This is a genomic window from Streptomyces sp. NPDC060000 (assembly GCF_042737375.1).
In the GTDB taxonomy this organism is placed as follows: Bacteria; Actinomycetota; Actinomycetes; order Streptomycetales; family Streptomycetaceae; genus Streptomyces.
In genome coordinates this window covers 20920-35968 of sequence record NZ_JBHWUU010000067.1, presented here as the reverse complement: position 1 = coordinate 35968, position 15049 = coordinate 20920, and the positions used below count along the sequence as shown (strand labels likewise).

Here is a 15049-nt window from a genome sequence, read left to right as displayed (position 1 = left end):
CGGTGCGGTCAGGCGAGGCGGCTGAAGGCCCAGCGCAGCAGCTCTTGGTCGACGCGGGGGCGGCCGGTGCGTGCCAGGGCGGTGCGGGTGTGGGCGGTCAGCTGGGCCCAGGCGCGGAAGTTGCCGTGTGCGGCGTGGCTGTCGGCGAACGTGATGTCCTCGGGGTCGGCGTCGGCCCAGACCGGGTGGAAAAGCGGGATCACATCGAGGACCTCGTCGGGTGTGAGTCGGGTGAACTGCTGCCAGATGAAGACACGGGAGGACAGCATCGGTTCGCGGCGCAGCACGGTGTGGCAGCCCGCGCCGCCGACGAAAATGATCGCGAGCTGGGTGGAGGGCTCGTCCCACAGGTAGCGGAAGTATTCGAACGCCTCCCCGTTGAGCCACTGGGCCTCGTCGACGAGGAAGGTACGGGGGCGTTCGGCCAGGGCCGTCTTCAGCAGACGGTCGAACTCGCTGGGGTGGCGCGGTGGTTCACCGGCCAGGTCGAGCGCGGTGAACAGTTCGTAGCGCACCGCGCGGGCGGTGGGCCGGGCCCGGAAGGTGATCTTTCGGACGTCCTCGCCGGGTTCGAGTGCGCGCAGGCAGGTGTTGACGGCGAGGGTCTTGCCGAAGCCGGCGCCGCCATGGATGCACATCATCGCGCGGGCAGCGACGGTGTCGGTGATGTTCTCCCGCGCCGCCAGCAGCGCGCGGGTGGTGACCACGGAGGCGTCGGGCAGGTCGACGTACTGGTAGGTGGCCGCGGTCACGAGGCGTCTCCGTCTTCATCGGTGGTGGAAGGTGCGGCCCGCCCGTCGCGGCCGTCCGGGGCGAAAGCGCCGTCACGGCCGTACGGGTACCGGACGGGCGGGCCTGGTGTGGTCAGCGCGGCCAGGGAAGCCGGGGTGCGCCAGTCGGCCGGGGGCGCGGCGTGCGGGATGAGGTCCGGCATCGCGAGCTGCGCGAGGTCGGTGTCGGCGGTCTGGGCGAGCTCGGCCTCGGCCTGCGCGGTGGTCAGTGCGCCGAGCCGCTGAGGTGCCTCAGGCTGGGTGGCGGCGGCGTAGCGCTCGCGCTGGGATGCCTCCAGGTCCTTCTTCAGACGGCGTGCGCGAGCGGACCGCGCCCTTCGTACGGCGCTGATCTGTTCGTCGGTGGCCTGGTCGGCCAGGTCCGCGGGGCCCAGGTAGCGGCCGGTGGCGGCGTGGTAGACCTCGATGCGGTGGTCGTGGTGGGGCATGAAGCGGATACGGACCTGGATCCCGGCCTGGCCGGTCATCCACGGCCCCACATAGTCGCGTCTGCGGAAGCGGATGCCGCGGGTGGTCAGCGTGCGGGTGCCGGCGTCCTCCAGGGTGAACGTCCACAGATCCGCGGCGGGCACGTCCCGCAGCGGGGTGGGATCGTCCTGCCACGCCTGAAGCGGGGTCTTGCCCCGCAACGGCGCCGGGCGGTGCTCGGTGTTCCACCAGAGCGTCCAGGCCAGAAGCTGGGTGGTGAAGTCCTCGAAGCCCAGCAACACTTCGTCCTTCGGACGGGAGGAGCGTTTGCCGGGGCGCGGCTGGCGGGCGTAGCCGGGCAGCGCGGTCAGGAACATGCTCTCCACCGCCCGGTTCAGGCCCTCCACGGTGCCCTTGAGGTGAGGGGTGTAGGCGGGCAGGTCCTCTACCGTGACGTCGAGGAGATCGAACGCTGCGGTCACCGTCCGGGACAGGAAGTCCTTGCCACGGTCCACCCGTACCTTCTCGGGCACGCCGCCGAACGGGCCGTAAGGTTCCTCACGCAGGACCGCGGAGCGCAGCGCGGCCAGCACCGACTCCCGCGACGGATCCCCCGGCGTGACCGCGACGCCGGTGATCGCGTTCGTCGAGCAGTCGGTGAACCAGGTGATCCACGGCCTGCGGGCCTTGCCATCGACAGCGACCAGCACCGGGGCCTGCATGTGGTCGGTCTCCCACACCTGGTTGCGCCAGCCCCGCGGCCGGGCCAGGAACACATCGTGCTTGCGTGCCGCCCGCTCCCCTCCCGCAAGTCCGGCCCGCTCCCCCGGCGTCAGATCACGGCGGATCGCCCGGTGCAGCGTCGTCAGCGACGGCGCGTCTGCGGGCCGAGACTGCCGAGCGGCACGCAGGACCAACTCTCGATGAACCGCCCGCACGTTCCCCTTCCACAGCGCCAACAGTCCACGGACCTCGGGCGTGATCGTGAACCTCGCATCGGCCCGGGAGCGTGCGCCGGGGTAGGCGGCTGCGGTCTCATCGCTCTGAGCGGCGGCCAGCCAGCGCCACACCGTGCGCTCCGACACCCCCAGCGCGTCCGCGGCCACCCGTACATGGACTGCTGTCAGCTTCTTCCCTGCCCGCAGGGCGAGCAGCCGCCGCACGGCCGGACCGCGCAGCGCCGTCCTCGACGCCGCAGGCAGTCCGCCGTCTGGGCGGATGGCGTCGCCGTCCTTCATGTCAGCTCCCCTCACGCGGGTGGGACGTCGTGTGCTTGCCGGTGGCCGGGAGCATGCGACCGCCCTCCCCCGTCTCTTGCAGGAGCGCTCCGTTCACAGTGGCGGCGCGACCCGCTGGAACAGCCGCCCCAGCAAAGCCCGGTCGACGGATGCGTCAGCGGTGGTGAGCAGCGCGTTCTGCAGGTGCGCAGTCAAAGCGGCCCACGTGCGGAACGTGCCGTGCGCGCACGACCGGTCGATCCACGTCAGCTCCGACGCCGGTACGGTGCGCCACAGCGGATGGAAGCCGGCCACCACGGTCGCCACTTCCGCTCCGGCCAAGCGTGGAACCTCCTGCCACGCGCCGATACGCGACGCCAGCTGCGGCAGCCGGGACAGCGCCCGCTCACTGCCCGCCCCGCACAGCACCAGCGTGATCCGGGTGCCGGGGTGATCCCACAGGCTCTGCAGGTACTCCAGGCACGGCACGGGCAGGCGCTGTGCCTCATCGACCACCAGCACCCGCGCCTCACTCAAGGCCCCCGTGACCGCGGCGTCGGCCAGCGCCGACGTGTGCGGGAAACGGCCCGCCAGCGCCAGAGCGTCGAACACCGCACGCCTCATGCCGGCCACCGACGGGCGCACCGGTACCGGCACCCACGTCACCTTCCAGCCCGGGGGCACTTCGCCAAGCGCCATCCGCACAGCGGCGGTCTTGCCCCGGCCCGGGTCGCCGAACACACACACCGCGCCCTCCGTAGCCATCGCCTGCCCAACCGCCTCGGTCACCGACCGCACCGACGACGTCCGCACCAGCTGCGCGCCCGCCGGCAACGCCACACCTGCCAGCGCACCGTTCTCCCCCACCGGCAAGCTCCCGGTCGCCTCTGGTACGAGACGCGGCAGCCGGCGCGCAGCCACTTTCGCCGCGCCTCCCTCACGCGGTCCGACCAGGGCGAGGTCAGCCAGTGCCTGCCGCGTTCGCTGCTCATCCCGCTCCCGCCGCACCACCGCGCGGTCCGGCAGGACCCTGCCGGCCTCCAAGTCCCGGCGCACCACCCGGTGCAACGACGCCAGCGAGGGCACCTCGCCCCCGGCCGCCTTCAGATGCCGGTACAGCGCCGCAACGTTCCCGCCCGCCTGCGCCAGCACCTCCCACGCCTGGTCGGACAACTCCAGCCGGGCCCGCGGCCTACGCTCCACACGGCCCTCCGTCCGCGCAGCCTCCAACCAGCGCCACACCGTGCGCACATTCACCCCGCCGACCCGGGCGCCCGCACGCACATGCGCCGTCGTCAACGCCCCGGCCGCCTCGAGCTCCAGCAACCGCGCCACCAGCACCGGCCTAGACACCCTCAACCCCGCCGTGACCTCAACCCACGCGCCCGGCTCCCCCACCCCACACCCTTCCGCCCGCGCAAAACCGACACCGACCACCGTGCCGCCGCGCAGCCCTCGGAAGGATCAGAAGTGCCGTTCTCAAGACAGTGGAGCGGAGCGAGGTGTACCGCCCCATGACAGCCACGCCCACCCCAGGTACCGCCCCGTGTCAGTGACCACGCCCCCGCTCAACACCCGACCAGCGACAACACACTGGCCTGACATACCGTCACTGACGTCCACCCACTGACACCAAACCGGCACATCGCACAGGAGGAATGGCGGCGGCACTATCCGCTCTTCCCGCGGCTGCTGTTCGTCCTGGACGGCACCGGCCCCGCCGGCATCGACAACCGTGTCCGTGCACTGCACGCGGCCGACGTGGACCTCGGGGTGGCGCTCTTCCTGCGGGAGGTGACCGTGCTCGCCGCACCCATGACCGACCTCCTCCAGCACGGCCCCGCCGCGGCCGTGTGGCGCCCCGTACGGGACCCGGAACGCCGGGTCAGCTGGATGGATCAGCTGGAGCCGTAGACGGGTGCGCAGCAGCAGGCGATTGCGCAGCGCTTCGTGGTCTGCGCAATCGCTCCCGAGGTCTGCGCAATGCCCCCGACCACAGACCCGACCACGGTGGGCCAGGACCCCGACCACAAGCCCGACCACCGCAGGTCAGCGCATTGCGCAGACATTGCGCAGACACCCGGACCCGGGCACCCCGACCACCGCCCAGCCGGTTGCGCAGGACAGCCGGCTGAGCACGGCCGGCGCCCACCGCCCGGTCCTGCGCAATCGGCGACCGGGCCGATTGCGCAGCCACCCGACTGCAACCGCCGGCTCCGTTCGGTTCATCCGGGCAATCGACTCGCCAGATCCGTAATAGAGCGAGCGTCGCCAGGGGTGCCGGCGGCCATGCTTCCAGCCCCCTCTCGGGAATCCGAGGGACACGATCGGAACCAATCTGCTGGTCGACCCTCACAAATGGCTCTCTCCGCCCCATAACCACGGGGTAGGCCGTGACTCCACGGCGTGCAGATCCCGCAGCTCTGATCGGTGGCACCGACAACCCGCCCTCGCCGTCTCGGTGAGGGCTTTGTCATGCCGTAAATGCCCTGCGCCGCAGGACTTGCAGACCTAGCCCGTCGCTCCGCCACCGTCACGACTGCCCCGTCCTGTCCGGGACGGGAGGACTTTTTTTCCGACACCAGGAGGACCAATGCCTACCGACCGCAGCAACGTCGCCCTCGTCGTCATCGCAGCGGCGCTCGCCGGCCTGATCGCCGTGACGTACCCGGCAGTGATCCCGGCCCTGACCGTCGCCGTAGCCGTGGCCGGGCTCGTGATGCTGTTCCTCAAGCTGTGAGGCAGTACGCCAGGGAAGCAGCCGGCAGGACGCGCTCCCCCTGGCGAATTCCCTTCGCAGGGCCCTGCCGTCCCCGTGGACGACAGGGCCCGCCGCGCCTCACGGCTCTCCGCAGGAGGCCACGCGGCCGTTCGACTAACGGCTGTCGGTGGCGCGCGCCCGGGCATCGACAGGGCGAGTACTGCGGTACCCGCCCTGTCGTCGTTCCGCCCCAAAGGTGCGTAAGCGCAACACTTACCGCCTCGCGCCCCGCGCGCCCTTCCCGTCAGCCGGTCAAGCGGCAGCTCTGCCAGCTGCGCCCGTCACGGACCAGCGCCCCGCGCTCCTCCAGGTGATAGGCCACCGGCGCCGGGCTGCGCAGCCCGAGCTCGCGCGCCAGCTCCCGCACCGACAGCGCCTCGCCGCGGTCCTGGACGGAGTGGCGGATCGCGCGCAGGATCTCCTCCTCCCGCGCCGTCAGATGCTGCGGCCGCCGGTTCACCGCTGCTGCTCCAGAACGCGGTCCTGGCGGCGCAGCTCCTCCCGGCCGGCCTGCCCCTGCGTCCAGTACGGGTGCCACCACAGACGCACGGACAGCCGGAGCGGACAGCCGGAGCAGACGGCGGCGCAGCGCCGAGACGTTGCGGGGCCGGGGCGCGGCGAGCGCGCGGTAGGTCGCGTTCCAGGCGCGCTGCGTCTGCAGCAGGTCGTCGGGGAAGTCGGTGCCGTCCATACTGGTATTAGATCGTGTGTTCGATTTTCTTGCCAAGCGACACACCAGGCACCGCCCGCCCCAGCCGGACGGGCGAGGTTGCGGAGCTAAGCCGGCCCCGGTGCAGGATGCACACCGCCTTCAGGAACCGGCGGGCAGTCGACTCACCAGATCCACCGTGAAGGGGCTTGACGCGCCGCCGTCGCCGCGCCGGCTTTCGACGCCGGCCCCGCCGGCAGGTCACCGACTCCCTTATCCGTCACAGAACACGGATTCAAGATCTCGCACGGCCAGGAAGCTGCAGCTCGCAGCTATCGAATACGCCTGCACAGCAGGCGAAAGTGCTGCCCACCGAGCGGGGTTGCGCGGCTAACCGCCGCCCCCGCCACCATGCCTGCCACAGCCGCTGCCGCATCCCGTGCTGTCCCCCGCCCCCGCCACCACCAGCGGTGACACACCCATGCCCTGCTCACCGCACCCCGCCAGGAGCCGACCATGAACGCCCCGACACTGCCCAGCCTTCTCTCCGGCCTCGCCGCCGGAGCCTCGGCCCTCACAGGCGCCCCCTGGTGGCTCGTGGCCCCGCTCCTGCTCCCGACCACCGCCGCCGCCATCACCACCCTCGTCACCACCTGCACCGCCGCCCGCACAGAAGCCATGCGACGACGCCACGAAGACGCCCTCCTCGACAAGGCCCTCCAAGCCGCGGACTACACGACGGGCCTGGACCACATCGCCCGCATCCGGCAGGCCACCACCCCTCCCACTGATCCCGCGGCGCAGACACAGCAGCCGGCCGAACCCCCGACTCCCCCGCCATGACCAGCTGGTGCGGGCAGCGCGCACCCCTCGTAGGCTCAAACTGCTCGGGGCCTGTCGCGGAGGTGTGCCATGCCCCGAACCATCTGGTCCGGCGCCATCAGCTTCGGCCTGGTCACCGTCCCGATCCACGTCCAGTCCGCCACCGAGAACCACTCGATCCGCTTCCACCAGTACCACCTGGACGACATGGGCCGGATCCGCACCCGCAAGATCTGCGAGCTCGAGGACCGCGAGGTGGCCAACACCGAGATCGGCAAGGGCTACGAATACGCCAAGGACCAGGTCGTCGCCATCAGCGACGCCGAACTGCGCGACCTGCCGCTGCCGACAGCGAAGGCCATCGAGATCGACGCCTTCGTCGCCGCCGACGACATCGACCCGATCCGGATCGGCGAGGGCTACTACCTCTCCCCGGCGGCCAGGTCGCCGCCAAGCCCTACAAGCTGCTCCGCGAGGCCCTGGCCCGCTCGTCGAAGGTGGCCATCGCGAAGTACGCGTGGTCCGGGCGTGAACGGCTCGGCATGCTCCGGGTCCGCGGCGACGCCATCGTCCTGCACGCGATGCACTGGCCCGACGAGATCCGCGACCCCTCGGAGCTGCTACCGCCGCCGGTGGACGTGTCCGAGGAGGAGATCAAGGGCGCGCTCGCCCTGATGGAGTCGAAGTCCCGCGACGACCTCGAGGGCGACGACTTCAAAGACACCTACACCGAGGCCATGGAGAAGATCATCGAAGCCAAGCGGGAAGAGAAACCGCTCCCCGAGGCACCCGAGCCGGAGACGCCGGGCCGGGTCCTCGACCTGATGGCCGCGCTCGAGGAGTCCGTGTCCAAGGCGAAGGCCTCCCGCGGCGAAGACGCCGACATCCACGAACTGCCGAAGCCGAAGAAGAAGACGGCCGCGAAGAAGCAGCCGACCAAGAAGACCACGGCGAAGAAGGCAACCTCGAGGAAGCCACGCCGCAGCGCGTGAATCCTCCCCCGGCCACATGTCACGGCGCTCTCCCTCCTCGTCGGCAGCGAGGGGCATGATCTCGACATGAGCCACGGACCCGACGGCAGAGGCACGACAGTGCAGTACGAGCGGGAAGGGGCATGGGTCGTCGTGGCGCACGGCGACTACGACACCAACACCATCGCCCCGCTCGAGGAAGCACTCGACACCGCCGCACGCAAGCACACCTGCCTGGTCGTCGACGTCTCCGGTGTCACCTTCGCCGACTCGACCTTCCTGAACCTGCTGCTGCGCATCCACCACATGACCTCACTGCGCGTCGCAGGCCCGACCCGCCAGCTACGGCACCTCTTCGAGATCACCGGCACCGACACCGTGCTCGACACCCGCGACAACATCCAGGACGCCCTTCCCTGACCCAGCAGCGCCCCGAACACGCGGCACGCCTCTCCACGGACCCGCCTCCCGGCTCACCCACCACGCGCCTGCCCGCGCCCGCGGCCGCCCTGACCACGGCAGGCCAGACCCGCATTCCGACGTGGCCGGAGTGGCTCGCTGACGCGCCCCCTGTCGAACCGGCAAGCAAGCCCGTACACCTAGGCGTGTATCGAAAGTGCCTGGTGAGGATGGAGGAGAGCCCATTTGTGATCCAGAATGATTGGATGGTCACGCTTGAGACTCCCCGTTTGATCCTGCGTCGCTGGCGCGAGGAAGACGTTGCGCCCATGGCTGCCGTCAATGCCGACCCCGCGGTCATGCGGTGGATCCGTGACGGCAGCGTCCTTGACGAACAGCAGACTCGTGGCCGGGTCCAGGCATGGGAGAGCGAGTGGGAGTCACAGGGCTTCGGCCTGTTCGCCGTGGAGATGCGGTCCACTGGCGAGCTGGCCGGATTCACCGGCCTTTCGGTGCCCAACTTCTTGCCGGAGGTACTGCCGGCGGTTGAGGTCGGCTGGCGGCTGGGACGTGCCCACTGGGGGCAGGGCTTGGCCACCGAGGCCGCTGCGGCCGCTGTACGGTTCGGGTTCGAAGAGCGAGGGCTGGAGCGGATCGTCAGCATCACTCAAGTGGGCAACGACGCCTCCGAACGAATCATGACCAAACTGGGGATGCATCCGGTTCGTGAGACGGTCAATCCCACCGGGGGTCGGCGAGTACGGGTGTTCGAGTTGTCGTCGGACCAGTACGTCACAACCACTCGTTGATGGCGGCAACGAGGACAGTGGCCTCGTAGCGGACCGCGAGTTTGTCGTACCTCGTGGCCACGGCCCGGTGCCTCTTGAGGCGATTGATACCGCACTCGACCGCGTGCCGAGCCTTGTAGTCCTGCGGGTCGAACTTCGGCGGCCGGCCACCGCGCGAACCGCGTTTCTTGCGGTTGCGGGCCTGGTCGGCCTTGTCCGGGATGGTGCAGAGGATCCCGCGCCGCCGTAGGTAAGCGCGGTTCTTCCGGGAGGCGTACGCCTTGTCGGCGCGCACCCGACCTGGCCGGGTACGCGGCCTGCCCGGCCCGAGACGCGGGACACGAACCTTGTTCAGGACAGGCTCGAACTGCGGGGAATCCCCGCGCTGTCCGGCTGTGATCACGATGGACATGGGCTTTTGGCCCTGTTCGACGGCCAGGTGCAGCTTGGTGGTCAGGCCACCGCGCGAGCGCCCGAGCCCGTGGTCGTCCGGCTCGACGGCGACGCCGCCGGGCGGCTCCTTCTGCAGCTCCCTCCTTCTGCAGCTCCCCCTTTTCCTCGCCCCGGCGGCGTGCTGGTGGGCCCGGCACACCGTGGAGTCGACGTTGATGTCCCAGGTGATCAGCTCTTTCGCGTCGGCCCGGGCCTGCAGCGCGGTGAAGATCCGATGCCAGGTGCCATCCCGCTGCCACCGGCGGAACAGGTCGTACGCCCGGCCCCACGGCCCGTACTCGGCTGGCAGGTCCCGCCAGGGGATGCCGGTGCGGACCCGAAACCGTATGCCGTCGATCAGCTGCCGCCTGGCCCACGTGGGCGGCCGTCCGGGCTTCTTGCCCTTCGGCAACAGCGGTTCCAGCACCGCCCATTGCGCATCCGTCAGATCTCCACGTGTCACAAACCAAGATCATCTCACGTTCAAGATCCACTTTCGATACACGCCCTAGTCCCGCAAAGCAGACCTCGTGATCAAGAATGGACCAGTCATCTGCCACGCTGACCACACATCACAGCCACCATGCTGAAGGAGGAAACCGGTTTGGCCGCCCCCTGGGATGTTCTGGTGTCCACGAGCGTTGGTGCCGTCGCAACCATCATCGGCATCGTGGTGGGCGGCTTCGTCGGCCGCCGCAGCCAGAACCAGCAATGGCTGCGCGATACCCAGACAGCGGCCTACGGCGCCTTCCTCCAGGAGTTCACCGCGGTCGAGATCGAGCTGCGTGAGGCATACCTCGACGACCGGCCCAACAACGCCAACTGGCCATCGTTCAACGCCGCGTTGACCTCACTCAGCCTGGTCGCCACCCCCGACGTCGCGAATGCCGCCGGCGACCTGGCCGATGCCATCGGCCGCTTCGCGCTCCTGGTCGCGGACCGCGGCCCGAAGATCCGTGACAACCTTCAGCGGATCATGGCAGAACTCGCATCCGGACAGCTTGCCTTCGTCAACGCGGCCCGCAGCTCCCTCGACGGCTCCCAGCAGCCCATCGACCGGCAGCTGGGAGGACCGCCACCATGGCGCGAGATCGAGCCCTACACCCCCACACCACGCGCCGCTGACTGACGTCGCTCCTCAGCGCGACTGAGCCACTTCAAATCTCGGCCGCGGCCGCCCGAGTGGATCGTCGAAGTCGGCATCGGCACCTGCCACATGATCGGCTCGCGCCGCCGCCCCGTCAGCCGCGACGAGGCCCGCCGCCTCCTGACCGAAGGACTGCACACCTGCACCCACTACCAGCCCGACACCCAGCTGCACATCATCGACTAGCACCACCGGCACCAGGCACCCGAGGAGCAGCTGCCCACCACCGCAACGGCGGTGTTCGTCGGCGCGCTGACCTGCCGTGGTCGGCCTTCCGCCGTGGTCGGGTCTGCGGTACGTCTACGCGGTGGTGTGGTCGGGATTGGGGAGCTGGAGCGGGAACATGGCAATCACCTGGCGGTCAGGGCGATGCGGGCGGAGATCCGCTTGCCGGTCGACTGCTGCTGGATGTCGAGCTCCTGGGTAACTGCCTTGACGATCTCCAGCCCGTGCTGGCCGATGGGGGCGGGGTCCGCGGCCCGGGCCGCCGGCAGGCTGGGACGACGGCCAGGAGCCTCGTATCGTGGCGGACCTCAGCAACGTGACCTTCCTGGACTCCACCGGCATCAACGTCTTCTTCGACGCCCATCGCCGGGTCAGCGCCACCGGTGGGTGGCTGCGCCTGGCCGCCGTCCAGGAGCCCGTGATGCGGGTTGTCCACCTCGTCGGCCTGGACACCGTCATCGCCTGCCACCCCACGGTCGAGCAAGCCCTGAACTCCTGATCACCGCGCTGCCCGAGGCTGCGGCGTGCTCTCGACGCCCTGACAGCGGTGCGTACCAACTACCCGCACCGGTCTGGTCCGCCGCCCGCCTTGGACCTGTACGAGGCGATCCCCCGCCGAGCACCACCGCGAGCGCGCTGTACGGGAGCTCCGGGACGTCCACGCGTCCTGACGCGAGGCTGCGGACGGCGGGCCCGCTACCTCTGCGCCGGTTCCCACATGGGCGGGCGAGCCCGGCGTCCAGCTGAGGGAGGCGGCCCCTTCCCGTCTCCCAGTCTGTATCCGGGTGCCACCCGCACCAGACGCGCTGGCCGACCTCGGGCTGGAGGGGGCTGCGGAGCAGGCGCTGTTGCAGACCTGTTCAGCGGCCGGTGGTGGTGCTGCGGGGTGTGTCGGACAGGGCGATGCGGGCCGTGACGCGCTTGCCGACCGGTTCCAGTTCGATGAGCAGGTTCTCGGTGACGGCCTTGACGATCTCCAGCCCGTGCTGGCCGATCCTGTCCGGATCGGTGGCCCGGGCAGCAGGCACGACGGGGTCGCTGTCCCACACGACGACGTCCACTGCGTGGGCATGGACGCGCAGTTCCATCAGGATGGGTCCCGGAGCGTATTTGAGGGCGTTGGTGACCAGCTCGCTCACGACCAGCTGGGTGAGGTCCCTCGCGCGCTCGGACACCGGCAGGTGATGGTTGGTGCGGGCCTGGTCGAGGAAGGCGAGGGCGCGGTGACGGGCGTCGGAGATGCAGCCGTCCTCTCCGTCTAGGGCGTAGCCAGCGCGTATCACGTACTCATCGTGCGATCGGGTAGAGCCCTCACCGTCGGCATGAGATCCCACGTGTCGCCTCACTCCCCCCTTCGCGCAGGCCAGTACCCGCGAGAACATCATGCATGCCACAGGGACTGCTGTCCGGCAGCGGGTGCATCCCCACTATGGCGGTGGGGCAGAATCGTCCTCGCACGGGGCATGCTCTAGCAGAGTTGAGGAGCCGGTGGACGATCAGAAGGCCGACCTGCCCGACCGGCTCTCCATCGAGCGCAAAGTGGTCGACGGCATCCGCATTGTGACCGTGCGGGGCGAGATCGACCACGACGTCAAGGAAGCGAGTCCCTGCTGTCCGAAGACGGCGCGGGGGCGCCGCAGCGGATCGTGGTGGACCTCAGCGGTGTGACCTTCATGGACTCCAGTGGCATCAACGCCTTCATCGCCGCCCACCGGCAGGTGAGGGACTCGCAAGGGTGGATGCGTATCGCCGGTGCCCAGGAGTCCGTCCTGTATGTCCTGCGAGTGGTCGGCGACGCCTTCATTCCGTGTCATCCCACCGTCGAGCAGGCCCTCAACACCTGAAGCACTGCCCGGGCCGGTCCAGAGCGGCCTGCATGCGAGCACCGCCGCACCGCAGGATCGGCACCTGACCCGCCGACCCCATTTCAACGCCCGCGCCAGCGCCCATCGCAGCGGCAGCACGGGGGCGCACGTCAGCGGCCCGCTTGGCTTTGGTCACGGGTTTCTCATGAGCAGAGCCACCCGCTCCAGCGTCAGCCACGGAACCCGTCGGGCCGCGTCTGGACCCGGTCGTGGGAGGGTGGAAGTTCACAGTGCTGTGATTCGCACAGTCTGGGCTTGGTGATGTGCCGGGCGCTCGCGCGGTTTCGAGACCGATGAGGAGGGACGGCGTTATGGGCCACCCGGTGGATGTGCAGATCAGCCTGGACCGTGATGTGTTTCTGCGGACGCTGGTGCGGGAGTTGGCGACGTCATTGGAGTCGGTGATCGGTCTGGAGGAGGCATCCGGCTACATCAGTCTGGTGGGCCAGGCGGTGGGAACCGAGATCGATGAGATGTACCTCAAGGCGCTCGGGGTGGACCAGCTCTCCCCGGAGCAGGTCGCGGAGGCCCTGGTGGATCTCAAGCGGCGGATCAAGGGCGACTTCTACGTCATCGAGCAGGACGACACGAAGATCGTGCTGGGCAACAGGGCCTGTCCGTTCGCGGAGAAGGTACTGGGCCGTGAGTCGATGTGCATGATGACCTCGAACGTCTTCGGGACGATCGCCGCTCGCAATCTCGGTTACGCCAGCGTCGAGCTGCAGGAGACCATCGCCCGCGGTGATGCCGGCTGCCGCGTGGTCGTGCACCTGGTCCCCGGTGCCGGCCCGCAGAGCGGGCGCGAGTACTTCGGCGATGCGCAGCTGCCCCTCAGCGGCCCGGGCGCCGGTACGGTACCTGCGTGAGTCTTGGCCTGTTCGAGGCCGTCGTCAAAACCCTGCCTGATCCCGTCATCCTGTGCGCGGGAGACGGCACGATCCTGGCAGCCAATCCGGCCGCCCGCGCCTCGATCCCCCAGTTGTGCGTGGGCGTAAGTCTGTATGCCCTCAACCGGGACGACGCCAGTGCCTTGCGGCGGCATCTGCACAACTGGCTGCGCAGCGGCAATCCGCTGCCGGGCGCGCTTGTCCTGAAGGACGATGACGGCAGCCCGGTGCGTTTCCGCTGCCACGGTGTACGCGCCACCTGGTGGCAAGGGCCGGAACCGGTGGTGCAGTTAAGCCTTCGCCGTCTCGACCAAGCCGACCGGTTCGCTGTCCTCAGCCAGCAGGTCACCGCACTGAATCGGGAAATCGCCATCCGGCGTACCGCGGAAACCCAGCGCGAGGAACTGCTGCTCGCCGAGCAGGCTGCCCGCGCCCGAGTGCAACGCCTGTACCAGCTGACCGCGGCACTGGCCTCGTCCGCGACCCTGGCCCAGGTCGCCGCGGCCGTGACGTCCACCGCTCCACAGGTGCTGGACGTCGATGCCGTGAGCCTGGAGCTGCATTCCCAACGGCTGGTACCCGCGCTGGAACCGGGTGAGCAGCTGCACCTCCTGAAGGAATCCTCCTGGCAAGACCTCGACCGCCCTCATGACAGCGTACGCGCCGCGCCTGCAGGAACGCTGCGGATCGCGCTGGAAGCCGACGACGCCGTCCTGGGCACCCTGACCGTGCATCCCGGGGCAGGCGGTGTGCCGGATCCGGAGCACCTGACCGCGGTGGGCCAGCAGATCGCCCAGGCGGTGCGCCGCGCCGGCCTGTACGAACACGAACACCGCGTGGCCGAACGTCTCCAGCTCAGCCTCCTGCCTCAACTCCCCCACGTGGCAGGTCTGGACGTGGCAACCTGCTACGCGCCCGGCAGTGACATGGTCATGGTCGGCGGTGACTGGTACGACCTCTACAACCTCGACGAGGACCACATCGGCCTGTCCGTCGGTGACGTCGCCGGCCACGGCCTGCCCCAGGCGGCCGTCATGGCACAGGTCATCGCCGCCCTGCGCGGCATCGTCCTACGCTGCGGCACCCGCCCCCAGGAGGTCCTCACCGAGCTGAACGAGTACCTGCACCTGTACCACCGCGGCCAGATGGCCACCGCCGCCTACCTGCTCTACCACCGCACCACCCGCACCCTGACCTACGTCAAAGCCGGACACCCCCCACCACTCGTGGTACACCCCGACGGCTCCAGCCGCTACCTCGACGGCCCGATCTCCCCGCCGATCGGACCCGTCCCCGGCGCCCGCTACCGCCAGGGCGAAACCACCCTCGCCGAAGGCGAGTCAGTCCTGCTCTACACCGACGGCCTCATCGAACGCCGCCGGGAATCCTTGGACACCGGCCTGGACCGCCTCACCCAGACAGCCCTCCGCGGCGCAGGCATGAACGTGCACGACCTGTGCGAGCTGTTCCTAAACCACCAGCCAGGAGCCGACTACCCCGACGACCGCGCCCTGCTCCTCGCCCGGCCAAACCCACCCCGCTGTGACCCGCCCAGCCCACCGTGCCAACCGAGCGACCCGACACCTGAAAACAGGCACCCTGGCCAGCCCCCGGCGCCGCCCGGAATCGTAGATGGTTGCGGCGTGAAAAACAGAAGCGGGGCGGGCGGCCCCCCGGACAGGTGACC

18 protein-coding genes and 2 pseudogenes are annotated in these 15049 nt (G+C 69.7%); 13 read left to right on the top strand and 7 right to left on the bottom strand.

The annotated features are described in order from the left end of the window. Positions 1 to 8 precede the first annotated feature (8 nt). The 3 genes from ACFWBB_RS30385 to ACFWBB_RS30375 form a co-directional block, all read right to left on the bottom strand. On the bottom strand, positions 9 to 752 hold the full coding sequence (locus tag ACFWBB_RS30385) for an AAA family ATPase (protein ID WP_385278676.1): 744 nt from the start codon (positions 750 to 752) through the stop codon (positions 9 to 11). After that, positions 749 to 2362: a Mu transposase C-terminal domain-containing protein gene (locus tag ACFWBB_RS30380; RefSeq protein ID WP_385278704.1), complete on the bottom strand. Its 1614-nt coding sequence runs from the start codon at positions 2360 to 2362 to the stop codon at positions 749 to 751. The genes ACFWBB_RS30385 and ACFWBB_RS30380 overlap by 4 nt, the downstream gene beginning before the upstream one ends. Positions 2363 to 2530: 168 nt before the next feature. Then, positions 2531 to 3757, bottom strand: coding sequence for an AAA family ATPase (locus ACFWBB_RS30375; RefSeq protein WP_385278674.1), 1227 nt, complete (start codon positions 3755 to 3757; stop codon positions 2531 to 2533). Positions 3758 to 4177: 420 nt separating this feature from the next. Between ACFWBB_RS30375 and ACFWBB_RS30370 the strand changes: the two genes are divergently transcribed. Together ACFWBB_RS30370 and ACFWBB_RS30365 are read left to right on the top strand one after the other, a co-directional pair. Beyond that, positions 4178 to 4330 carry a hypothetical protein gene (locus tag ACFWBB_RS30370; protein ID WP_385278672.1) on the top strand — a complete coding sequence of 51 codons (153 nt, stop codon included), beginning with the start codon at positions 4178 to 4180 and terminating at the stop codon, positions 4328 to 4330. Positions 4331 to 5009: 679 nt separating this feature from the next. Continuing rightward, positions 5010 to 5156 (top strand): hypothetical protein, encoded by a 147-nt coding sequence (locus tag ACFWBB_RS30365; protein WP_385278670.1) that lies wholly within the window; start codon positions 5010 to 5012, stop codon positions 5154 to 5156. Positions 5157 to 5421: 265 nt separating this feature from the next. On the opposite strand, the gene ACFWBB_RS30360 is transcribed toward ACFWBB_RS30365, so the two are convergent. Then, positions 5422 to 5868 carry a hypothetical protein gene (locus ACFWBB_RS30360; RefSeq protein WP_385278668.1) on the bottom strand — a complete coding sequence of 149 codons (447 nt, stop codon included), beginning with the start codon at positions 5866 to 5868 and terminating at the stop codon, positions 5422 to 5424. A 474-nt stretch (positions 5869 to 6342) separates the two neighbouring features. Between ACFWBB_RS30360 and ACFWBB_RS30355 the strand changes: the two genes are divergently transcribed. The 4 genes and pseudogenes from ACFWBB_RS30355 to ACFWBB_RS30340 all read left to right on the top strand — a co-directional run bounded on the left by ACFWBB_RS30355 (position 6343) and on the right by ACFWBB_RS30340 (position 8827). Beyond that, complete coding sequence (locus ACFWBB_RS30355; RefSeq protein WP_385278666.1) at positions 6343 to 6669, top strand: hypothetical protein; 327 nt, start codon at positions 6343 to 6345, stop codon at positions 6667 to 6669. A gap of 69 nt (positions 6670 to 6738) precedes the next feature. Next, positions 6739 to 7640, top strand: a pseudogene (locus ACFWBB_RS30350) (Ku protein). A 66-nt stretch (positions 7641 to 7706) separates the two neighbouring features. Continuing rightward, a complete protein-coding gene (locus ACFWBB_RS30345; protein ID WP_385278664.1) occupies positions 7707 to 8039 on the top strand; it encodes an STAS domain-containing protein in 333 nt (110 codons plus the stop codon). Between the two features lie 245 nt (positions 8040 to 8284). After that, positions 8285 to 8827, top strand: a complete 543-nt coding sequence (locus ACFWBB_RS30340) for a GNAT family N-acetyltransferase (protein WP_385278662.1) — start codon at positions 8285 to 8287, stop codon at positions 8825 to 8827. Here the strand turns inward: ACFWBB_RS30340 and ACFWBB_RS30335 are convergent. After that, the gene (locus ACFWBB_RS30335; protein WP_385278660.1) at positions 8811 to 9701 is read right to left on the bottom strand and encodes an IS5 family transposase; all 891 of its coding nucleotides are present in this window, start codon (positions 9699 to 9701) and stop codon (positions 8811 to 8813) included. The two genes, ACFWBB_RS30340 and ACFWBB_RS30335, sit on opposite strands and share 17 nt — an antisense overlap. A gap of 120 nt (positions 9702 to 9821) precedes the next feature. Between ACFWBB_RS30335 and ACFWBB_RS30330 the strand changes: the two genes are divergently transcribed. Then, positions 9822 to 10367, top strand: a complete 546-nt coding sequence (locus ACFWBB_RS30330) for a hypothetical protein (protein WP_385278658.1) — start codon at positions 9822 to 9824, stop codon at positions 10365 to 10367. 18 nt (positions 10368 to 10385) lie between these two features. Continuing rightward, the gene (locus tag ACFWBB_RS30325; protein WP_385278702.1) at positions 10386 to 10571 is read left to right on the top strand and encodes a DUF6233 domain-containing protein; all 186 of its coding nucleotides are present in this window, start codon (positions 10386 to 10388) and stop codon (positions 10569 to 10571) included. A gap of 164 nt (positions 10572 to 10735) precedes the next feature. Here the strand turns inward: ACFWBB_RS30325 and ACFWBB_RS30320 are convergent. Continuing rightward, positions 10736 to 10885 (bottom strand): annotated as a pseudogene (locus ACFWBB_RS30320) (ATP-binding protein); the annotation flags it as partial. 23 nt (positions 10886 to 10908) lie between these two features. On the opposite strand from ACFWBB_RS30320, the gene ACFWBB_RS30315 reads away from it, so the two are divergent. Further along, on the top strand, positions 10909 to 11109 hold the full coding sequence (locus ACFWBB_RS30315; RefSeq protein ID WP_385278656.1) for an STAS domain-containing protein: 201 nt from the start codon (positions 10909 to 10911) through the stop codon (positions 11107 to 11109). Positions 11110 to 11470: 361 nt separating this feature from the next. Here ACFWBB_RS30315 and ACFWBB_RS30310 read toward each other — a convergent pair whose 3' ends face one another. Next, entirely contained in the window at positions 11471 to 11944 is a 474-nt protein-coding gene (locus ACFWBB_RS30310) for an ATP-binding protein (RefSeq protein WP_385278654.1), read from the bottom strand. 154 nt (positions 11945 to 12098) lie between these two features. Between ACFWBB_RS30310 and ACFWBB_RS30305 the strand changes: the two genes are divergently transcribed. The 4 genes from ACFWBB_RS30305 (at position 12099) to ACFWBB_RS30290 (ending at position 15047) form a co-directional block, all read left to right on the top strand. Next, positions 12099 to 12278 (top strand): hypothetical protein, encoded by a 180-nt coding sequence (locus tag ACFWBB_RS30305; RefSeq protein WP_385278652.1) that lies wholly within the window; start codon positions 12099 to 12101, stop codon positions 12276 to 12278. Then, entirely contained in the window at positions 12257 to 12454 is a 198-nt protein-coding gene (locus ACFWBB_RS30300) for an STAS domain-containing protein (RefSeq protein ID WP_385278650.1), read from the top strand. Before ACFWBB_RS30305 ends, ACFWBB_RS30300 begins: the two co-directional genes overlap by 22 nt. A 332-nt stretch (positions 12455 to 12786) precedes the next feature. After that, a complete protein-coding gene (locus ACFWBB_RS30295) occupies positions 12787 to 13341 on the top strand; it encodes a methanogen output domain 1-containing protein (RefSeq protein ID WP_385278648.1) in 555 nt (184 codons plus the stop codon). Further along, on the top strand, positions 13338 to 15047 hold the full coding sequence (locus ACFWBB_RS30290; protein WP_385278646.1) for a SpoIIE family protein phosphatase: 1710 nt from the start codon (positions 13338 to 13340) through the stop codon (positions 15045 to 15047). The genes ACFWBB_RS30295 and ACFWBB_RS30290 overlap by 4 nt, the downstream gene beginning before the upstream one ends. The last annotated feature ends 2 nt before the right edge of the window (positions 15048 to 15049 follow it).

Coding starts and splice junctions, on each gene's coding strand:
- ACFWBB_RS30365 (WP_385278670.1), top strand. CDS start 5,010: ATGCCTACCGACCGCAGCAACGTCGCCCTCGTCGTCATCGCAGCGGCG.
- ACFWBB_RS30360 (WP_385278668.1), bottom strand. CDS start 5,868: ATGGACGGCACCGACTTCCCCGACGACCTGCTGCAGACGCAGCGCGCC.
- ACFWBB_RS30355 (WP_385278666.1), top strand. CDS start 6,343: ATGAACGCCCCGACACTGCCCAGCCTTCTCTCCGGCCTCGCCGCCGGA.
- ACFWBB_RS30345 (WP_385278664.1), top strand. CDS start 7,707: ATGAGCCACGGACCCGACGGCAGAGGCACGACAGTGCAGTACGAGCGG.
- ACFWBB_RS30340 (WP_385278662.1), top strand. CDS start 8,285: ATGGTCACGCTTGAGACTCCCCGTTTGATCCTGCGTCGCTGGCGCGAG.
- ACFWBB_RS30330 (WP_385278658.1), top strand. CDS start 9,822: ATGCTGAAGGAGGAAACCGGTTTGGCCGCCCCCTGGGATGTTCTGGTG.
- ACFWBB_RS30295 (WP_385278648.1), top strand. CDS start 12,787: ATGGGCCACCCGGTGGATGTGCAGATCAGCCTGGACCGTGATGTGTTT.